Origin of the sequence: Pseudorhizobium halotolerans (assembly GCF_902153235.2) — a bacterium.
GTDB lineage: Bacteria > Pseudomonadota > Alphaproteobacteria > Rhizobiales > Rhizobiaceae > Neorhizobium > Neorhizobium flavum.
Genome location: NZ_CABFWE030000008.1, coordinates 47,021 through 63,523, shown reverse-complemented (window position 1 = coordinate 63,523; position 16,503 = coordinate 47,021). Strand labels below are relative to the sequence as shown.

The 16,503-nt window shown below is 62.7% G+C and carries 21 protein-coding genes; 6 read left to right on the top strand and 15 right to left on the bottom strand.

Going from position 1 to position 16,503, the window contains the following annotated elements; all coding sequences use genetic code 11:
- Positions 1–14 precede the first annotated feature (14 nt).
- A complete protein-coding gene (locus FN060_RS14340) occupies positions 15–839 on the top strand; it encodes an aldo/keto reductase (RefSeq protein ID WP_142588702.1) in 825 nt (274 codons plus the stop codon).
- Between the two features lie 60 nt (positions 840–899).
- Here FN060_RS14340 and FN060_RS14335 read toward each other — a convergent pair whose 3' ends face one another.
- Both FN060_RS14335 and FN060_RS14330 read right to left on the bottom strand, forming a co-directional pair.
- On the bottom strand, positions 900–1,289 hold the full coding sequence (locus FN060_RS14335) for a DUF2780 domain-containing protein (protein WP_052637455.1): 390 nt from the start codon (positions 1,287–1,289) through the stop codon (positions 900–902).
- Positions 1,290–1,395: 106 nt separating this feature from the next.
- Positions 1,396–2,376 (bottom strand): YihY/virulence factor BrkB family protein, encoded by a 981-nt coding sequence (locus tag FN060_RS14330; RefSeq protein WP_142588701.1) that lies wholly within the window; start codon positions 2,374–2,376, stop codon positions 1,396–1,398.
- 116 nt (positions 2,377–2,492) lie between these two features.
- On the opposite strand from FN060_RS14330, the gene FN060_RS14325 reads away from it, so the two are divergent.
- Complete coding sequence (locus FN060_RS14325) at positions 2,493–4,040, top strand: helicase HerA-like C-terminal domain-containing protein (protein ID WP_142588700.1); 1,548 nt, start codon at positions 2,493–2,495, stop codon at positions 4,038–4,040.
- Between the two features lie 31 nt (positions 4,041–4,071).
- On the opposite strand, the gene FN060_RS14320 is transcribed toward FN060_RS14325, so the two are convergent.
- From FN060_RS14320 to FN060_RS14285, 8 genes are all read right to left on the bottom strand, one after another.
- Positions 4,072–4,374 (bottom strand): alkylphosphonate utilization protein, encoded by a 303-nt coding sequence (locus tag FN060_RS14320; RefSeq protein ID WP_052637448.1) that lies wholly within the window; start codon positions 4,372–4,374, stop codon positions 4,072–4,074.
- Between the two features lie 80 nt (positions 4,375–4,454).
- Positions 4,455–5,252, bottom strand: a complete 798-nt coding sequence (locus FN060_RS14315; RefSeq protein WP_142588699.1) for a potassium channel family protein — start codon at positions 5,250–5,252, stop codon at positions 4,455–4,457.
- A 54-nt stretch (positions 5,253–5,306) separates the two neighbouring features.
- On the bottom strand, positions 5,307–5,831 hold the full coding sequence (locus tag FN060_RS14310; RefSeq protein WP_142588698.1) for a sigma-70 family RNA polymerase sigma factor: 525 nt from the start codon (positions 5,829–5,831) through the stop codon (positions 5,307–5,309).
- A gap of 76 nt (positions 5,832–5,907) precedes the next feature.
- Complete coding sequence (locus tag FN060_RS14305) at positions 5,908–6,147, bottom strand: hypothetical protein (protein WP_142588697.1); 240 nt, start codon at positions 6,145–6,147, stop codon at positions 5,908–5,910.
- Between the two features lie 100 nt (positions 6,148–6,247).
- The gene (locus FN060_RS14300) at positions 6,248–6,577 is read right to left on the bottom strand and encodes a hypothetical protein (protein WP_142588696.1); all 330 of its coding nucleotides are present in this window, start codon (positions 6,575–6,577) and stop codon (positions 6,248–6,250) included.
- 145 nt (positions 6,578–6,722) lie between these two features.
- Positions 6,723–7,535: a VOC family protein gene (locus tag FN060_RS14295; RefSeq protein WP_142588695.1), complete on the bottom strand. Its 813-nt coding sequence runs from the start codon at positions 7,533–7,535 to the stop codon at positions 6,723–6,725.
- Positions 7,536–7,578: 43 nt separating this feature from the next.
- Positions 7,579–8,040, bottom strand: a complete 462-nt coding sequence (locus FN060_RS14290; protein WP_142588869.1) for a DUF1579 domain-containing protein — start codon at positions 8,038–8,040, stop codon at positions 7,579–7,581.
- A 45-nt stretch (positions 8,041–8,085) separates the two neighbouring features.
- Positions 8,086–8,832 carry a DUF899 domain-containing protein gene (locus FN060_RS14285; RefSeq protein ID WP_142588694.1) on the bottom strand — a complete coding sequence of 249 codons (747 nt, stop codon included), beginning with the start codon at positions 8,830–8,832 and terminating at the stop codon, positions 8,086–8,088.
- A gap of 51 nt (positions 8,833–8,883) precedes the next feature.
- Between FN060_RS14285 and FN060_RS14280 the strand changes: the two genes are divergently transcribed.
- A complete protein-coding gene (locus FN060_RS14280; protein ID WP_142588693.1) occupies positions 8,884–9,327 on the top strand; it encodes a MarR family winged helix-turn-helix transcriptional regulator in 444 nt (147 codons plus the stop codon).
- Here the strand turns inward: FN060_RS14280 and FN060_RS14275 are convergent.
- From FN060_RS14275 to FN060_RS14265, 3 genes are all read right to left on the bottom strand, one after another.
- Complete coding sequence (locus FN060_RS14275; RefSeq protein ID WP_142588692.1) at positions 9,320–10,081, bottom strand: RES family NAD+ phosphorylase; 762 nt, start codon at positions 10,079–10,081, stop codon at positions 9,320–9,322. The two genes, FN060_RS14280 and FN060_RS14275, sit on opposite strands and share 8 nt — an antisense overlap.
- Entirely contained in the window at positions 10,041–10,427 is a 387-nt protein-coding gene (locus FN060_RS14270) for an MbcA/ParS/Xre antitoxin family protein (protein ID WP_142588691.1), read from the bottom strand. The genes FN060_RS14275 and FN060_RS14270 overlap by 41 nt, the downstream gene beginning before the upstream one ends.
- An 84-nt stretch (positions 10,428–10,511) precedes the next feature.
- Complete coding sequence (locus tag FN060_RS14265; RefSeq protein WP_142588690.1) at positions 10,512–10,934, bottom strand: organic hydroperoxide resistance protein; 423 nt, start codon at positions 10,932–10,934, stop codon at positions 10,512–10,514.
- Between the two features lie 142 nt (positions 10,935–11,076).
- Between FN060_RS14265 and FN060_RS14260 the strand changes: the two genes are divergently transcribed.
- Positions 11,077–11,541, top strand: coding sequence for a MarR family winged helix-turn-helix transcriptional regulator (locus tag FN060_RS14260; RefSeq protein ID WP_142588689.1), 465 nt, complete (start codon positions 11,077–11,079; stop codon positions 11,539–11,541).
- 14 nt (positions 11,542–11,555) lie between these two features.
- On the opposite strand, the gene FN060_RS14255 is transcribed toward FN060_RS14260, so the two are convergent.
- Complete coding sequence (locus FN060_RS14255; protein ID WP_142588688.1) at positions 11,556–12,281, bottom strand: L,D-transpeptidase; 726 nt, start codon at positions 12,279–12,281, stop codon at positions 11,556–11,558.
- A gap of 145 nt (positions 12,282–12,426) precedes the next feature.
- Positions 12,427–13,257 (bottom strand): L,D-transpeptidase, encoded by an 831-nt coding sequence (locus FN060_RS14250; RefSeq protein ID WP_142588687.1) that lies wholly within the window; start codon positions 13,255–13,257, stop codon positions 12,427–12,429.
- Positions 13,258–13,542: 285 nt separating this feature from the next.
- Here FN060_RS14250 and FN060_RS14245 point away from each other — a divergent pair, with 285 nt between their 5' ends.
- Positions 13,543–15,501, top strand: coding sequence for a methyl-accepting chemotaxis protein (locus FN060_RS14245; RefSeq protein ID WP_142588686.1), 1,959 nt, complete (start codon positions 13,543–13,545; stop codon positions 15,499–15,501).
- A 309-nt stretch (positions 15,502–15,810) separates the two neighbouring features.
- Positions 15,811–16,503, top strand: a 693-nt coding sequence (locus FN060_RS14240; protein WP_185929048.1) for a CHASE3 domain-containing protein, incomplete at its 3' end; no start/stop codon positions are given.

The following is a 16,503-nucleotide window of genomic DNA, read 5'->3' as shown; positions in this document are numbered from 1 at the left end:
AAAGGAGTACTTCCATGCATTCAGTGAGCGCAAACGGCGCCAACATCCCCGCCCTCGGCTTCGGGACCTTCCGCATGCCGGAGGAGGACGTGCACCGGATCCTGCCGGAAGCCTTGAAGATCGGCTTCCGCCACGTCGACACCGCGCAGATCTACAAGAACGAGGCGGCCGTCGGCGATGTGCTCCATTCTTCCGGCATTCCGCGCGCCGACATCTTCCTGACAACGAAGGTCTGGGTCGACCGCGTGGGGCACGACGCCTTCATTACCTCCGTGGACGAAAGCCTCGCGAAGCTGAAGACGGACTATGTGGACCTTCTCCTCCTCCACTGGCCGCAAAGCGAGATGCCGCTCACCGACCGGATCGGCGCACTGAACGAGCTGCGCCGGGCCGGCAAAGTCAGGAATATCGGTATTTCGAACTTCTCGACTGCGCTGATGGCCGAGGCGATCCGGCTCTCGGACGCGCCCATCGTCACCAACCAGATCGAGTACCACCCCTATCTCGACCAGACCAAGGTGATTGGCGAGGCCCGCAAGACGGGCATGTCGATCACCGCTTACTACCTGATGGCGGACGGCAAGGTGCCGCACGATCCGGTGCTGCGCGACATCGGCGCCCGGCACGGCAAGACGGCGGCCCAGGTGGCGCTGCGCTGGGCCGTGCAGCAGAAGGACGTGATCGCCCTGTCGAAGACTGCGACGGAGAGCCGGCTCAGCGAGAATTTCGACATCTTCGACTTCGCCCTCGGCGACGGCGAGATGGCGGAGATCCACAAGCTCGCCCGCCCCGACGGCCGCATCGTCAATCCGGGCCATCTGGCGCCGGAGTGGGATTGAGCCAAGAGAAAAGCCGCCGGGGGTGCCGGCGGCTTTTCTATGTTTGAAAGCAGTATCGGATCAGACGAACTGGCTGAGCCCCGGGACGGAGGCGACCACGGTATCGACCGTCTCGTCGCCGGCGTGTTCGCGGGCGACCTTGATAGTTTCCTTGGCGAGCGAGGTGATCTCGCCCATGCCGAGGCCGAGTCCCATGAGCTGCTGGCCGAGCGCCATAACCCCGCCGCCGAAGCTCGCCATCAGGCCGCCGAGCAGACCACCGCCGCCCTGCCCCTCGCCGTTGAACTTTGCGACCAGTTCCGGGGCGCCGGGAATAGCTTCAATCATCCGGGCGACCGCGCCGTCATCAGCTTCGCGCTGCAGGAAGCCGAGCATCATGCCGACGGCCTTCTCGGCCGTATCCGGGGTGATGCCGACATTGTCGGCCACGCGCGTGACGAGTTCGTTCATCAATTTTCTCCTCGAAGTGTTTGACGTTGACGTCAAGGTAATACGGAACCGCAATCGGCGTCCAGAGCCAATCGCGCAGATCCCGGAGCCGATCAACCGATCTCGATCAGGAAGAGGCTTTGCCAACGTGGTCAGCCATATAGGCGCCTCTCTCACCCATCGGCTGTTCAGGCCCGGTCGTGGAATCCTGCGCCGTCTGATGCTCGAGCTCCGCATTCAGTTCCGCACCGACGATGACGATGATGACCGATACCCATGTCCATACCATGAAGCCGATCAGGGCGCCCAAAGTGCCGTAGGTGGCGTTGTAGTCGGCAAAGTTCGAAAGATAGAAGGACACGGCGACGGCAGCGAGAAGCCAGGACACGGTCGCAAAGATGACGCCCCAGCTAAGCCAGCGAAGCCGAGCATCTTCGCGGCTTGGCCCGTAGCGGTAGAGCAAGGTGATGCCGGCCATGATGATGAGAAGCAGGATCGGCCAGCGGAGCGTGTTGATCAGCGTTTCGGCCCAACTACCGAGGGACAGGAAGGAAAGAACCGCCGGCACGACACCCACCGCGACAATCAGCACCACGATCAGGATGAGAGTCCCGAGCGTAAACAGAAGCGAGATCCCGGTGAGCTTCAGGAAGCTGCGCTTCTCCTCCTCCTCATAGGCAACGTTCATCGCCTGAAACAGCGCCTTCATGCCGTTGTTGGTGCTCCACAGCGCAATGCCGAGACCAGCGATCAAGCCCAGGCTGAGGGAGGAGCTGTCCTGAGACGCGAGCGAACGCAGCTGTTCCAGGAAGATGTTCAGCGCATCCGCCGGCATGACGGCGCCCAGGAACTGGATCCGCTCGGCTATCTGGCTGGGGCTGGCGAAGAAGCCGTAGAGCGAGACCAGTGCCGCCATGGCAGGAAAGAGCGCCAGCAGGAGGTAGTAGGTGACGCCCGCCGCGACCAGCATGACGCGATCTTCGTTGATGGCAGCATAGAGGCGCCAGAACACATCCTTCATGCCCTTGGCGGGTATCTGTTGGGGCGTTTCGGCCTCGCGGCCTCGTCCCGGCTCACGCCTCTCCGCCTCCATCACGTCCTCCTGCATCTAGCCGCTCCACATACATCAAGGCTGGCCGACGTCAGCCGGCGCGACCGTTGCCGGGCACTTCGGCTGCCTCTATAACCCTTTGAGCCGTAACGCTGCGAGGGAGCGCCAGTTGCATGATCGAAGAGGGAAAACTGTTTCTCGGCGGCAGCCGGAATCCCGATGATTCCTTCAACAAGCCTGAATATCTGGAGCTGAAGTTCGGCAACCGGCACGGCCTGATCACCGGGGCGACGGGAACGGGCAAGACGGTGACGTTGCAGATTCTCGCCGAGAGCTTCTCCAATGCCGGCATCCCGGTATTCTGCTCCGACATCAAGGGAGACCTTTCCGGCATCGCCGCAGCCGGCGAAGAGAAGGACTTCCTCCTGAAGCGCGCCGAGCAAGTCCAGTTCTCCGACTACGAATTCGCCGCCTCGCCTGTGATCTTCCTCGACCTCTACGGGGAGAAGGGGCATCGCGTGCGCAGCACGGTCGCGGAGATGGGGCCGCTCCTTCTGGCTCGCCTGATGAACGCCACCGAGGCGCAGGAGGGCGTGCTGAACATCGCCTTCAAGATCGCCGACGAAGGCGGAATGGCGCTGCTCGATCTCAAGGACCTGCAGGCGCTCCTCAACTACATGGGTGAGCATGCCGGGGAGATCTCCACCCGCTACGGCTTCGTCTCGAAGGCCTCGGTGGGCTCGCTGCAGCGGGCTCTCCTGGTGCTCGAGCAACAGGGCGCAGAGTACTTCTTCGGAGAGCCTGCCCTCGACATCCGCGACCTGATGCGCACAACGCAGGACGGGCGCGGCATGATCACGGTGCTGGCCGCCGACAAGCTGATGAACAATCCGCGGCTCTACGCGACCTTCCTGCTGTGGCTGCTGTCGGAACTCTTCGAGGAGCTGCCGGAGGTCGGCGATCCGGACAAGCCGAAGCTCGTCTTCTTCTTCGACGAGGCGCACCTGCTCTTCGACGAGGCACCCAAGGTTCTGATCGAGCGGGTTGAACAGGTGGTGCGGCTGATCCGCTCCAAGGGCGTCGGGGTCTATTTCGTGACGCAGAACCCGCTCGACGTGCCGGAGGCGGTGCTGGCGCAGCTCGGCAACCGGGTACAGCATGCGCTGCGTGCCTATACGCCGCGCGAGCAGAAGGCTGTGAAGACGGCGGCCGATACCTTCCGCACCAATCCGGCCTTCGACACGCAGGAGGCGATCACCGCACTGGGCACCGGCGAGGCGCTTGTCTCGACGCTGGAGGGCAAGGGCGCTCCGTCCATGGTCGAGCGCACGCTGATCCGGCCGCCCTCGTCGCGGATCGGGCCGCTGACCGATGCCGAGCGGCGGGACATCATCAACCGGAGCCCGATCGCCGGCCAGTACGACCGCGACATCGATCGGGAGTCGGCTTACGAAATCCTGATGGAGCGCGCGGAAAAGGCGGCAAAAGCAGAGGCCGCGCAACGCGAAGCCGAGGAGCAGGAGAGCGAGAGCGCCGCGGGCCGCTGGAGCCTGCCCGGTTTCGGCGACGACGAGCCGACGAAAAAGTCCGCCGGACGGCGCACCTCCACCCGCCAGCGCGAAACGGTCGTCGAGGCGGCGATGAAGAGTGCTGCCCGTTCGGTCGCAAGTTCGCTCGGCCGCGCAATCGTGCGTGGCATCCTCGGCAGCCTGAAGCGCTAACGACGCCAGGCCGCACGGGCGGAGATGGCGATCACCGCTTACGGACGAATTCGGTGCGCAGCACGAGGCCCTTGATGGCGTCGTGGCGGCAGTCGATCTCTTCCGGATTATCGGTGAGGCGGATCGAGCGGATAACGGTTCCCTGCTTCAGGGTCTGGCCGGCACCCTTGACCTTCAGGTCCTTGATGAGGGTGACGGAATCTCCATCCTTCAGCACATTGCCGGAGGCGTCGCGCACGTCTGCAGCCTGCGCGGCCGCCGCGGCCATTTCGGACGCGGGGCGCCACTCGCCGGTCGCTTCGTCATAAACATATTCGTCATCCGCATCGGCCATGACCATTCTCCTTTGATTGAACCGCTTCTAGGCGGTTGCCCAAGCAGGAGCAAACAGAGTCTGAATGGCCAAGGCGCCTGTCAGTCGCCGTCGTCGGGAATCTTCAGCATTTCCCCACAGGCCTTGCAGTGAACGGCGTCCTGCTCGTGTCGCTGCAGCCCGCACTGGGGACAGGGGTAATGGACCTTGTTCGGACGCACCACCGCCTGAGCCAGTCGCACGAACAGGGAAATTCCGACGATCATGGTCACCACCGAGGTGAGCTTTCCGGCGGTACCTGGAAGCGTGATATCGCCGTAGCCGGTGGTCGTAATGGAGGCGACCGTGAAATAGAGAGCATCGACGAAACCCTGCTCGCCCGGCCGATTGTAGAAGAAGCTCGTGTAGACGAAGCCGGTCACGATGAACAGGAAAACCAGGAGGTTGATCAGCGCCCGGACGACATCGAGCAGGTGTGCATATCCGGCGCGCCGGAGACCATGCTGCAGCAGCGGACTACTCCCGATCGCCCATAGACGCATGGCTCTGAGGAAGGCGAAGTTGAACAATACATCGGGAAAAAGCAGCGTCGCGAGGATGATGATGTCGATCCAGGTCATGAACCGACGGAAGAAGATGCGCCAAGTCGGTGCAACAAGTGCCCTCGCAATCAGCTCCATGCTGATCCAGACCGCGATCATGTAGTCGATGATGAGGTAGGAAGGCCCGGCGCGGAGGTACGGACCGAAGAGGAAGAAGGCGAGGATCGCGATATCGACAACGGCGAAGGCCGCCTGCAGGCGTAGCGCCGTCCTGTCCTGCCCGCGCTCCACCCTGACGAGAAACTGCCGCAATTTCTGCAGGTAAGCGGGCCGGGTCACCGATAAATGGGCTGTCATACGCGCGACCATAGCAGCCGAGATGATTCCATCAAGATTGGCGAAGAGAGGCCGCTACTGAATGTCCACCGTCCCGCTGACGCCATCCTCCCCCAGTGTCTTCAGGATGGCGAGGCGGGCGCGGTTGACGCGGCTCTTGATCGTCCCGACGGGGCAGTTGCAGAGCGCCGATGCGGATTCATAGCTTTCTCCACGCATCAACACGATCTCGAAAGCGTCACGATAGTGCTCCGGAAGTCCGGCGAGCGCACGATCGAATTCCTGGATCCTCACGGCCCATTCCTGCGGGGCATTGATCGACCGCTGCAACGAGGCGCAGTCCTCCGCACCGACGAATTCCCGCTTGCCGCGGCCGTAGCGCGTGCAGAAGGTATTGCGCATGATGGTGAAGGCCCAGGATTTCAGGCTGGTGCCCGGCTGGAACTTGTCCAGATTGGCGAGCGCCCGCAGCACCGTTTCCTGCACCAGATCGTCGACATCATGGGAGTTGCTGTAGAAGCGCCTCGCGAAACTCCTCAACATGGGGATCAATTCCACGATTTCTGTCTGCGGGTGGCTTTCACCTGCTGCTTCCTGCATCGACTGACTCCTCGTTACCAGGGTCAATCCCCGCACAGCGCTTTGGTTCCCCGACAGTGATGATGTGAAAAGGTGATCAGAAGACGGGGCCGCCCACCAGCGCCTGGCGGTCCACCATCAGCCCAGCGAGTTGCAGGAGCTTGTCGTGTTCGGTGAGCCCAGTCCTGTAGAGCCGCAGCACGATCCTGGCCACCGCTTCGGGATCCCGCGCCGCGCCTTCGCCACTTTCGACCTGCAGCACGTTGCGCACCGTCTCGTGAAGCAGCTTGAGGTCGTCGGAGGCAAGGATCCCGGGATAGAAGTACCGGTCCGGCATGGGCATTCTCCGCAAGGCGAGAGGGGCGGCCGCCGATGGCCGGCGCCGAAAGCCTGTCAGGCAACCATAAAAGCCGAGAAATGCGGCGCAATTACAAATGTTACTGCATTGTACTCGCCTCGGAGCCGAGCAGGCTCCGGACGATCGCATTCATGGCCTCCGAATTGGCGGAAAGGGAGTAGCCTCCTCCTGGGGCCGCACGGCCGCTGCCGGCGAAGATGGCCGGTACCGCAAAGGCATCCAGGACCTCAACCACCTGCAGGAGAGTGGGTGCATCGTACTCCACATCGATGATAGCGCCATCGAACGATGCCTCGACAAGCTTGGTCGCAAAATCCCTGGAGTTATAGGGGCCCTCAAGATCGATCTCGGCGCGGCTCCACGCCTGGCGGACGGCCGGAGAAAGATATGGTGGCGGTCCAATCACCATCAGCCTGATCCTGCGCATCCATCGCCTTTCGTCCGGGAGCTGCATCCTATCACGAGCGTCCAACCGACGCCTGTAGCAGCAGTTCCATGAACCCAACTTTAACAGCGATGGAGAAAGCCGGGGCGAACTCGCCCCGGCTTTCTAGTCATTTCTGCATGGATGCGAGGCAGAAGAAGGCACCCTGCGGGTCGGTGCACTGGGCGATCCAGCTGCCGCCGGGAACCTCCATCGGCCCGTTCAGCACCTGGCCGCCGCCGGCACGGACCCGCCCGATGGCGGCTTCGACGCTTTCGACGTTGAAGTAGTAGACCCAACACGGCATGGGGATCTCCTCCGGACGCTTCATCATCCCGCCGGTCTGCTTGCCGTGTTCGGCGAAGAGCCGGTAGGCCCCCATCTCTCCCATGTCGAAGTCGCTGTCCTTCGTCCAACCGAAGATGCGGCTATAGAACTTGAAGGCCTCTTCCATGTCGGCGGCATAGAGTTCGTGCCAGCCGACGGTGCCCGGCGCACCCTCCGGCGGGGGCGGCGGCATGTCATCCGTCGGCAGCGGCGCCATGATGTTGAGGACGGCGCCATGCGGATCGGCGACCACGGCGAAGCGACCCACCTGCGGAATATCCTCCGGCTGCCGATGCACGGTGCCGCCGTTCTCCGTGAACTCCCGTGCGGTCCGGTCGACGTCATCGACGGCAACGTAGCCGCTCCAGTTCGGCGGCATGCTGCCGGCCATCTCAGTTGGAATTTTCATCATGCCACCGATACCGGGACATTTGTCGCCCTCGCCGATCTGAAAGAGATGGTAGGCGTCGCCCTCCCCCATCGGCATGGCGTTGAGCGACCAGCCGAGGACCGACGAATAGAAGCGGCCGGCCGCCTCCGTATCCGACGTCATCAGCTCGCACCAGATGAACTTGCCGTGGGTTTCGCTTCTGGTTTCCGATGCAGTCTGCAGCATTTCAATCTCCTCCTGCCCGGCTTGCGACGGGCGATTTGGGCGCCTAGGACACGCGCCGGTAATTGACTTCCATGAACTGCTTCCAGCTTCCGTCCGCCTGCTTCGCACTGGAGTTGAAGATGCGATGATCATCATCCTTGATGATGATCTGCTCGCGATAGTCCCCGGTCCTGCCGGGATTTTCGAAGTCAGGCCCGGTGGTATAGAGGCTGAGGGTATTGCCGTCGGCAGACACCTCGCCTTCGTACACCCACATGTGGGTCATCATGGACCCGATCCAGCTGCCGACATACCTGCCCTTGGCGGGATCGTAGCCGAGCGTGAGCACTGTGGTGGCATCGCCACCGCCCGGCATCTGGCCATTGCCTTCCGCGACGAACCAGATGCCATGCAGCGACCGGACCACCTCGACCCATGTGCCGGCATCGGGCATGTCCCTGACCTCCCAGGTGCCGACGAGCCTCTGCAGGAAACCGTGCTCGGCCTGCGGCTTCGCCATCTCCATTTCCATGGCCATTCCTCCTGTGCATGGTACCGATATTGCGCCCGCTTAGTGGCAGCAGGATGAAGCTTCGGGCGCCTGCTCGTATTCGTCATGACGCTTGACGAAGTTCATCGTGGTTTCCTCGTTTCGGCCGAACGGCGCCCGATCGAGGATCATCAGCGTGCCGATCAGCTCTTCGCCGCCGCGGGCATAGGTCGAATAGGTGTGGAAGATCTCGCCCTTCTCGTTCTTGTAGAAGGCGGATAGGCCCGGGAGTTCGTCATGGGCCTGTTCGCGCGGGATTTCGGTGAAGTTGTAGCGGACGCTGCCGCTCCCCAGTTCCTCCGGCGTAAACGAGACGTGGAAGTCGAAATTGAAGTCGGAGCCGAAGGACGAGACCCAGGGGAACTTCCAGCCCATGCGCTTCCTGTAGGCCTCGATTTTTTCGATCGGCGCACGGGAGACGGCGACATAGGTCACGTCGTGGTTGTTGAGATGGACAAGCGCACCGTCCACATGATCTGAGTGGAAGGAGCAGCCCGTGCAGCCGGCATCCCAGTCCGGACCCAGCATGAAATGGTAGACGATCAGCTGGCTGCGGCCATCGAAGAGGTCGGCAAGCCGCTTCTCCCCGTCGGGGGCGTGGAAGACATAGTCCTTGTCCATCCTGACCCACGGAAGCGCCCGGCGCTCGGCCCGCACCTTGTCGCGCAGGCGCGTTTCCTCCTTCTCCAGCTGAAGGAGCCTGCGGCGGGCTTCCAGCCACTCCTCCCGGGACACGATTGCATTCTCCGGCGACGTGATCGCGTTCATGCTCATCCTCCTCTGACTTGACATTTACGTTGATATCAACATATATGATCCATGTCAAACGCCATGCCGATTCCTCTCTCCACGACCATCCACGTCCGCGATACATGCCTGTGCCTGCATGTACAGCGCGCGGCCCGAGCGCTTGCCCGCCGTTTCGACAATGCTCTGAAACCGCTCGGCCTCAACAACGGGCAGTTCTCGCTGATGATGGCGCTAAACCGGCCGCAGCCTGCACCCATGGGGCCGGTGGCGGAAGTCCTAGCCATGGACCGGACGACGCTGACGGCGGCCGTGAAGATACTGGAGCGACGCGGGCTGGTGGAGACCCTTCCCCATCCCGACGACCGGCGCAGCCGGCTGATGCGGCTGACGTCGGAGGGTACCGCGCTGCTGTCGCAGGCGCTGCCGATCTGGGAGCGGGTGCATGGCGAGCTCGACGGTGAGCTGGGGTCCTCGATGGCGCCGCTGCGCCAGACGCTCGCGGCGATCAGGTAAGGCGTGCGGCAATCCGCGGATCGGCGGCGAAGTCTGCCATGGAGAAGCCGATGCGCAGGAGGGGGAAGTCGCGAATGGCCTGGACACCGGTGATCGACAGCCGCATGCGCCAGGTCTGCCGCTCCACCGGCTCCCGCGCCGCAAATGCCCCGGCGGACAGAAGCGCCAGGTTGAGCCCGCCTGCCGGGTCGCGAACGGATCGGTAGAGGATGGCATCTAGGCCCGCCTCGCGTGCCGCATCGGCCAGCGCCTGGCAGGCTGCGTAATCGGTGCGGTGCTCCCAGGCATGGCTGTCCCTGTCGAGCGGCGGGATGGTCAGATCGATGCCAGCTTCCGTCGCGACCAATGCCGCGAAGGCGGTATATTCGGCGGCATTGGCAGGAAGCGGCGTGTCCGGCGATTCGGCGAAGAACAGCATCCGGTAGAAGGCCATCTCGGCGATCGCCGTCTCGACCCGCGCTGCTGCATAGAAGACACCGAGCGTGCGGCCGGCACGGCGGAAACGCGATCCGAGCGGATAGCTTGCACCATAACGGAAGGGCGTGGCGAGCAGGTAGTCGAGGCCGACGCATTCGGGCGGGAAGGCCGGCTTCGTCTCTTCCAGCAGGTTTTCCAGCAGGGCCTGCTCGTCCACCGTCTCCACGAGCTTCATCGTCGAGACGCGATGCTGGGCCTCGACCAGCCGCCAGAATTCCCCGGCGACCGGTCGCGCCTCAGACGAGAGCGCGGCGGGCGTCCAGATAGGCAAGAACATCGGTGAGGCCGGTAATGGTGGAGATCCTGTCCGCCGGTATTCCGCCAAGTGCGGTGTTCGTGTTGCGCAGCCACTTGCGGGCTACCCCTTCGTCACCGCCGGTAATGGCATCGAGCGAACGGAACAGGCGGATCAGCAAGAGCGCCAGCTCGAACGGCTTCGTTCCCTTCTCCAGGAGATGATCGAGCCGCTTCATGCGCGAGACGGAAGCTTCAGACACGCCGAGAACCGAGGCGAGGCTGCGAGCATTCAGCCCCAGCCGCTCGGCTGCGACTACAGTGGCCTTGGTGACCACCTGCGCCTCCGAGATTTCAACCCGACCAACCTGTTTCTCCAGCAAACCCATGGCGCAATCCTTTCAGAGGAAAGATAGTAGCACTGGGCCGGATGGTCAAGGGAGCGGCGATGTTCCGCCCCCTCCTCCGTAGGGTCAGGCCACCGAAACGGGTACCTCGGTGGAGGTGCGCATGGCGTGGCTATAGGGGCAGACGATGTGCGCCTTGGCGACCAAATCCTCGGCCTGCGCCTTGTCCATGCCGGGAATGTCCACGGTGATGGAGACCTCAATGCCAAAACCGGTGCCGTCATCGCGGGGACCGATACCGACGGAGACGGTGACCTTGGCATCGTCCGGTATCTTCACCTTCTCCTTGCCGGCGACATTCTTCAATGCGCCGAGGAAGCAGGCGGAATAGCCGGCGGCGAAAAGCTGCTCGGGGTTGGTGCCGGTGGCGCCGTCGCCGCCCAGTTCCTTGGGGACAGTCAGGGTGACATCGAGGACGCCATTTTCGGATACAGCGCGGCCGGACCGGCCGCCGGTGGCAGAAGCTTTGGTCGTGTAGAGAATTGCCATCGTCTTCACTCCTTCAGGTTCAGAGACAAATATCCGTAACAGGCAATTAGATTGCGCGCAATAGAATTTTGCGCATTGATAATCACCAAGACTGGGTGGATAATTGGGAGATAGGCCAGAGATCCGGAAAATCAGGCACGCGATGACGAAAAAGAAACAGAGCAGAGGCGAGGCGCCAGCCAGGCTGGAGACGCAGCTGTGCTTTGCGATCTACGGCGCGGCCCATGCACTGACCCGCACCTACAAGCCGCTGCTGGAGCCGCTCGGCCTCACCTATCCGCAATACCTTGTCATGCTGGTGCTGTGGGAGGAGGACGACCAGTCGGTGCGGGCAATCGGCGACCGGTTGGGGCTGGATTCGGGAACGCTGTCACCGCTCCTAAAACGGCTGGAACAGGGCGGCCTCGTGAGCCGCAAGCGCGACAGCCAGGATGAACGGCTCGTGCGCATCTCTCTGACCCAAAAAGGACAGGACCTGGCGTCACAGGCAATCGACGTCACCCGCGCCATTGCCGAGGCGACGCAATGCAGCCTGGAGGAGATGGAGGGATTGCGGGACAGGGTGCGCGCCCTGACGGGCCGGCTGCAGGAGCAGCAGCCCACCTAGGCGCGCCTTCGCTGTTACTGCCAGACGACGATGCGGGCCTTCTGCGGCACGCGCTCATAGAGGTCGATCACGTCCTGGTTGATCAGACGAACGCAACCTGAGGAAACGGCTCTGCCGATCGAGTTCCATTCCGGCGAACCGTGCAGGCGGTAGAGCGTATCCTGGCCGTTCTTGAAGATGTAGAGCGCGCGGGCGCCGAGCGGATTGTCCAGGCCCGGTGGCTGGCCGCCGTTCTCTGCAGAGTATTTTGCAAGCTGCGGCTGGCGCGCGATCATTTCCGCCGGCGGCGTCCACTTCGGCCATTTCTGCCGCCACTGGATGACGCCCTCGCCTTCCCAGGCAAACCCTTCGCGGCCGATGCCGACGCCGTAGCGCATAGCGCTGCCGTCACGCTCGACGAGGTAGAGGAAGCGCGATGCCGTGTCTACGACCACCGTGCCCGGGCGTTCGCCGGTCGGATCGAGGACACGCTGGCGATAGTAGCGCGGGTTGATGTTCCAGTAGGGCACGGCCGGAATGACGTAACCGCCGTCGACGACGGTGCCATACATGGCGTCCAGCTCGGGCGAACGACCCGCGGGTGAGACCGGCGGCGGCGAGAAGGAGGCAGGCGTTGCGGAGATGATGCGTGCACCCGACGACCCGGAGCCGCTCGAGGCGCAACCGGCAAGGGTCGAGGCCGCGCCCGCCGCAAGAAGCGACAGGACGCCCCGGCGGGAATAGGTAATATTCATGCTCATGTTCGGAAAACCGCCCGACTTGTTCTTCTGACTAGGCCCGATCAACGGCAACCTGAATGCAAAGGTTCCATGATGGGCCTGTGCTATCACGGGAACGTTTACGCTTCCCTACGGGAGGCCAACCAGCCGATCCAGAACGGGATGATCAGATCACGACGATCGGCGCCGAGGCGGGTACGCGATCGTAAAGGTCGATAACGTCCTGATTCAGCATGCGCACGCAGCCGGAGGACGTAGCCCTGCCGACCGACTGCCAGTCGGGCGTGCCGTGGACGCGGTAGAGCGTGTCCTTGCCATCCTTGAAGATGTAGAGGGCGCGGGCGCCCAGCGGATTGTTGAGGCCCGGATTGGCACCGCCTTCGGCAGCGGCGAACTGGCGCAGTTCCGGCTGGCGGGCGACCATGTCGGCCGGCGGCGTCCAGCGCGGCCATTTCGCCTTCCACTGGATGGTGCCGCGGCCCGACCAGGCGAAGCCCTCCTTGCCAAGGCCGACGCCATAGCGGATCGCCTTCCCGCCAGGCTGCACAAGATAGAGATAGTGCTGCTTCGTGTCGACGACGATCGTGCCGGGCGCCTCGGTGGTCTGGTAGGAGACTTCCTGGCGCAGGAAGCGCGGCTCGATCCGTGAATAGGGGATTGCCGGCAGTGTCCGGCCCTCATCGTTGAACGCCCCGTACATGGTGCGATGCACCGGGTTTGAGACCGGCATGCCATAGGTCGGCCTGTAGGTCTGGTGGAAATAGGTCGGATAGAGCTGGTGCTTCTGCGGAATGCCGCCCGGCATCGGTGGCGGCTGGTTTGTCGGTGGATCCGCATAGGGGGGAACGTGGAAGACCGGCGCCGTCTCCTGCACGAAGACATCCGGATTCATGCGGCTCGTGTCGGTGACCAGGATGCAGCCGCTCAGGCTTGCGGCCGTGGCGAACATGCCGATGGCGGACAACATTCGGCGCAGAGACTGGGGCAGGAGCGACATGACGACTCGATTCCGGCTGATGGGACCGGGGCGAGCATGTCCTCCGCGGCTGGTGCGAAGCTGGCGGCGGAAGTCTTTCGCGCAATCGGTTACGAGATGCGGCATCGATCGGTGGATCGGCAGATAGGGAATTACCTATACATCAGCCTTAACTAAATTTCATCCATGATATCTAAGGGCGTCGCCGTTTGATTTTCGTAACGCATGGCTCGCTAAAGTTGCATCGATCGAGGCTGACTGCGTTCGCAGCGCCCTTGAGCCCTCTCGCCCCTGAATGGACCTCCCATGACACGACCCAAAGTTAAAACCGCCCTTGCAGGAATCCTGATTCTGATCGGCATTTCCTTCGGGCTCTTCGCGACCTTTGCCCTCAACCGGCTCGGCGCGATCAATGCACATCTCGAGGAGATCGCTACGGACAACATGCCCACCGCAATCACGGTAAAGGACATGGAAGTTCAGCTCGGCGACATACGGACCGCCTATCGCAGCCATATCCTTCGGTCGGACGCGGAGGGCAAGACTGCCGCCGCCAAGACAGTCGAAACAGCGACTGCCAAGCTTAAGGAAGATATCGCCAAGTTCAACACGCTCAACCCGTCGAAGGAGGAGAGCGAGATCGTTGGGAAGCTCGGGCAAGCCGTCGACGAGTACAACAGGGTCGGTGCCACCGTCTTTGCTTCCTCTCTGGCTGGGCACATCGATGAAGCAAACCGGATCCTCCGCGATGAGATGGTCAAGAGCGCCACGGAGGCAACAGAGAGCGCGACGCGGCTCGTGGAGATCAGCAACAGTGACACCACCGAAGCCTATGCCAACGCACAATCCGCCTATTCGACGACATTGACTGTCTCCTTCATCGCGATCGGCGTGCTTGCAACCGTCATCGCCGCCGCCATCTGGTTCGCCATTACCGGCATCGCGCGGCCGATCCAGACCATCACCGGCTCCATGAACAACCTTGCCAAGGGCGATGCCGACACGGCGATCCCCTATGCGGGCCGCACCGACGAGATCGGCGAAATGGCGGCGGCCGTCGAGGTGTTCCGTGCGAACGCGCTGGAGAACCGCCGGCTCGAGCAGGAGGCCAATGCCCAGCGCTCGCAGTCGGAAGAACAGCGCCGCCGCACGGCCGAGCAGGAGCGCATCCGCGCCGAAGCCATGGCACAGGCAACCACGGGCTTGGCCGATGGCCTGAAGCAGCTGTCCGCCGGCAATCTCGGCGTCCAGCTGACGCAGTCCTTCGCCGAGGAATTCGAGGGCCTGCGCGAAGACTTCAACCGCTCGGTCATGCAGCTTCGCGAAACCATGACGGCGGTGGCGGAATCCACCAGCTCCATCGACAGCGGATCGCGCGAGATCAGCCAGAGCGCCGAGGACCTGTCGAAGCGCACCGAACAGCAGGCCGCCTCGCTGGAAGAGACCGCCGCAGCCCTCGACCAGATCACCACCAATGTCGCCAACTCCTCCAAGCGCGCCGAAGAGGCCCGCACGGTGGCGATCCAGGCAAACGAAAGCGCACGCCATTCCGGCGCCGTCGTCGCCAATGCCGTCGATGCCATGGGCAAGATCGAGCAGTCCTCCAGCCAGATCTCCAACATCATCGGCGTCATCGACGACATCGCCTTCCAGACCAACCTCCTGGCGCTGAACGCCGGCGTGGAAGCAGCACGTGCTGGTGAAGCCGGCAAGGGTTTTGCCGTCGTCGCCCAGGAAGTCCGGGAACTGGCCCAGCGTTCGGCAACCGCTGCCAAGGAGATCAAGGACCTGATCCGCAACTCGTCTGCCGAGGTCGGCAATGGCGTGAAGCTGGTCAGCGACACCGGCGAGGCGCTGAAGACGATCGAGAGCTATATCGTCACGATCAACCAGCACATGGACGCGATCGCCACCTCGGCCCGCGAACAGTCGGTGGGCTTGTCGGAGGTCAACACCGCCGTCAACCAGATGGATCAGGTCACCCAGCAGAACGCCGCCATGGTGGAAGAAGCCAATGCGGCCGGTGCTACCCTCGCCAACGAGGCAAGCCGCCTGCGCGGCCTGATCGGCCAGTTCCAGCTCGGCGGCGCCGCCTCCTACCAGCCGGCATCGCAGCGGGCATCGGCACCGGTGGCCAAGGCCGGAGCCAAGTCCGCCCCGGTCGCCTCACCCGCCCGCAGCATGATGGGCAAGATCGCCAACGCCTTCTCTGCCAAAGGCTCCGCTGCCGTCGCCGTCAGCAACGACAGCTGGGAAGAGTTCTGAGGCGAGCTGACCTCAGCTGAATGAAAAACAAGGGCGGGTGGCGCAAGCTGCCCGCCCTCTTCTTTTGAAGTTACGACTGCGGCGTACTCGCATCGATCATGCCGCCGTAGATTCGTTTTTCCTTCCCACCGGCAAGAAATCACCGGCTACAAGTTCCATTCCATTATTCATGTCTAATTAAGGCGAATGGGAAAGGTTCAACTCGTCTTCAGAGGTGACGGGCCGAGAAGCTGGGCAACGTCAACTCGCCGACCCTAGCAAGCTCCCGTCGTCTCCCTGAAGCTCTGACTTCATGCACAGGAGCATACGGTGTTCGGCCTCATAGCAAATCTTCGAACGATGACGAAGCTCGTCATCGCTTTCAGCTCAATCCTGATCGCAGGATTGATCGTGAACCTTCTCAGTCTCACTTCGTCGAACACCCAGCAGGACGCGACGCGCTGGACGGAACATACTTACCAGGTCCTTCGCGCCGTCGACGACATGATCGCCGGGATGGTGAACCAGGAAACCGGCTTGCGCGGTTATCTTCTTGCTGGGGACGAGGCCTTCTTGGAGCCACAGAAGGCGGGAGAACTCCAGTTCAAGAAGGCCTTCGAACTCGGCAAGAGCCTCACCTCCGACAACGCCGTTCAACAGAAGCGGTTCTCGGACCTCGAAGCACTGGTCAAGGGTTGGGGCACGGAGGTACTTGGCAAGGAGATCGCCTTGATGCGCGATCCCACGACTGTCGAGCAGGCTCGTGCGATGGAAATCGCTGGCGCAGGCAAGAAGTACATGGACTCCATCCGCGCGATCGCGAAGCAGATCTCCGATGAAGAAACTTCATTGCTGGACGCTCGTGCAACCGCCTCGTCCGACGCCGCTAATCGCACCTTCTGGAGCATTATCATCGGCCTCGGCGCGACCGTAGTGATCATCGCAACTTCGCTCGTCCTGCTGTCCGCAACGATGATCCGCCCAATCCAGGCGATCACTGCTTCCATGAAGCGGCTTGCTGGT

Excerpts from the sequence above, each read along its gene's own strand:
- FN060_RS14340 (WP_142588702.1), top strand. The coding sequence starts at position 15 with ATGCATTCAGTGAGCGCAAACGGCGCCAACATCCCCGCCCTCGGCTTC.
- FN060_RS14250 (WP_142588687.1), bottom strand. The coding sequence starts at position 13,257 with ATGTCGCTCCTGCCCCAGTCTCTGCGCCGAATGTTGTCCGCCATCGGC.
- FN060_RS14285 (WP_142588694.1), bottom strand. The coding sequence starts at position 8,832 with ATGAACGCGATCACGTCGCCGGAGAATGCAATCGTGTCCCGGGAGGAG.
- FN060_RS14270 (WP_142588691.1), bottom strand. The coding sequence starts at position 10,427 with ATGGGTTTGCTGGAGAAACAGGTTGGTCGGGTTGAAATCTCGGAGGCG.
- FN060_RS14305 (WP_142588697.1), bottom strand. The coding sequence starts at position 6,147 with ATGCCGGACCGGTACTTCTATCCCGGGATCCTTGCCTCCGACGACCTC.
- FN060_RS14255 (WP_142588688.1), bottom strand. The coding sequence starts at position 12,281 with ATGAGCATGAATATTACCTATTCCCGCCGGGGCGTCCTGTCGCTTCTT.
- FN060_RS14300 (WP_142588696.1), bottom strand. The coding sequence starts at position 6,577 with ATGGTGATTGGACCGCCACCATATCTTTCTCCGGCCGTCCGCCAGGCG.
- FN060_RS14245 (WP_142588686.1), top strand. The coding sequence starts at position 13,543 with ATGACACGACCCAAAGTTAAAACCGCCCTTGCAGGAATCCTGATTCTG.
- FN060_RS14280 (WP_142588693.1), top strand. The coding sequence starts at position 8,884 with ATGTCAAACGCCATGCCGATTCCTCTCTCCACGACCATCCACGTCCGC.
- FN060_RS14265 (WP_142588690.1), bottom strand. The coding sequence starts at position 10,934 with ATGGCAATTCTCTACACGACCAAAGCTTCTGCCACCGGCGGCCGGTCC.
- FN060_RS14325 (WP_142588700.1), top strand. The coding sequence starts at position 2,493 with ATGATCGAAGAGGGAAAACTGTTTCTCGGCGGCAGCCGGAATCCCGAT.
- FN060_RS14315 (WP_142588699.1), bottom strand. The coding sequence starts at position 5,252 with ATGACAGCCCATTTATCGGTGACCCGGCCCGCTTACCTGCAGAAATTG.
- FN060_RS14335 (WP_052637455.1), bottom strand. The coding sequence starts at position 1,289 with ATGAACGAACTCGTCACGCGCGTGGCCGACAATGTCGGCATCACCCCG.
- FN060_RS14295 (WP_142588695.1), bottom strand. The coding sequence starts at position 7,535 with ATGCTGCAGACTGCATCGGAAACCAGAAGCGAAACCCACGGCAAGTTC.
- FN060_RS14275 (WP_142588692.1), bottom strand. The coding sequence starts at position 10,081 with ATGTTCTTGCCTATCTGGACGCCCGCCGCGCTCTCGTCTGAGGCGCGA.
- FN060_RS14330 (WP_142588701.1), bottom strand. The coding sequence starts at position 2,376 with ATGCAGGAGGACGTGATGGAGGCGGAGAGGCGTGAGCCGGGACGAGGC.
- FN060_RS14290 (WP_142588869.1), bottom strand. The coding sequence starts at position 8,040 with ATGGAGATGGCGAAGCCGCAGGCCGAGCACGGTTTCCTGCAGAGGCTC.
- FN060_RS14320 (WP_052637448.1), bottom strand. The coding sequence starts at position 4,374 with ATGGCCGATGCGGATGACGAATATGTTTATGACGAAGCGACCGGCGAG.
- FN060_RS14260 (WP_142588689.1), top strand. The coding sequence starts at position 11,077 with ATGACGAAAAAGAAACAGAGCAGAGGCGAGGCGCCAGCCAGGCTGGAG.
- FN060_RS14310 (WP_142588698.1), bottom strand. The coding sequence starts at position 5,831 with ATGCAGGAAGCAGCAGGTGAAAGCCACCCGCAGACAGAAATCGTGGAA.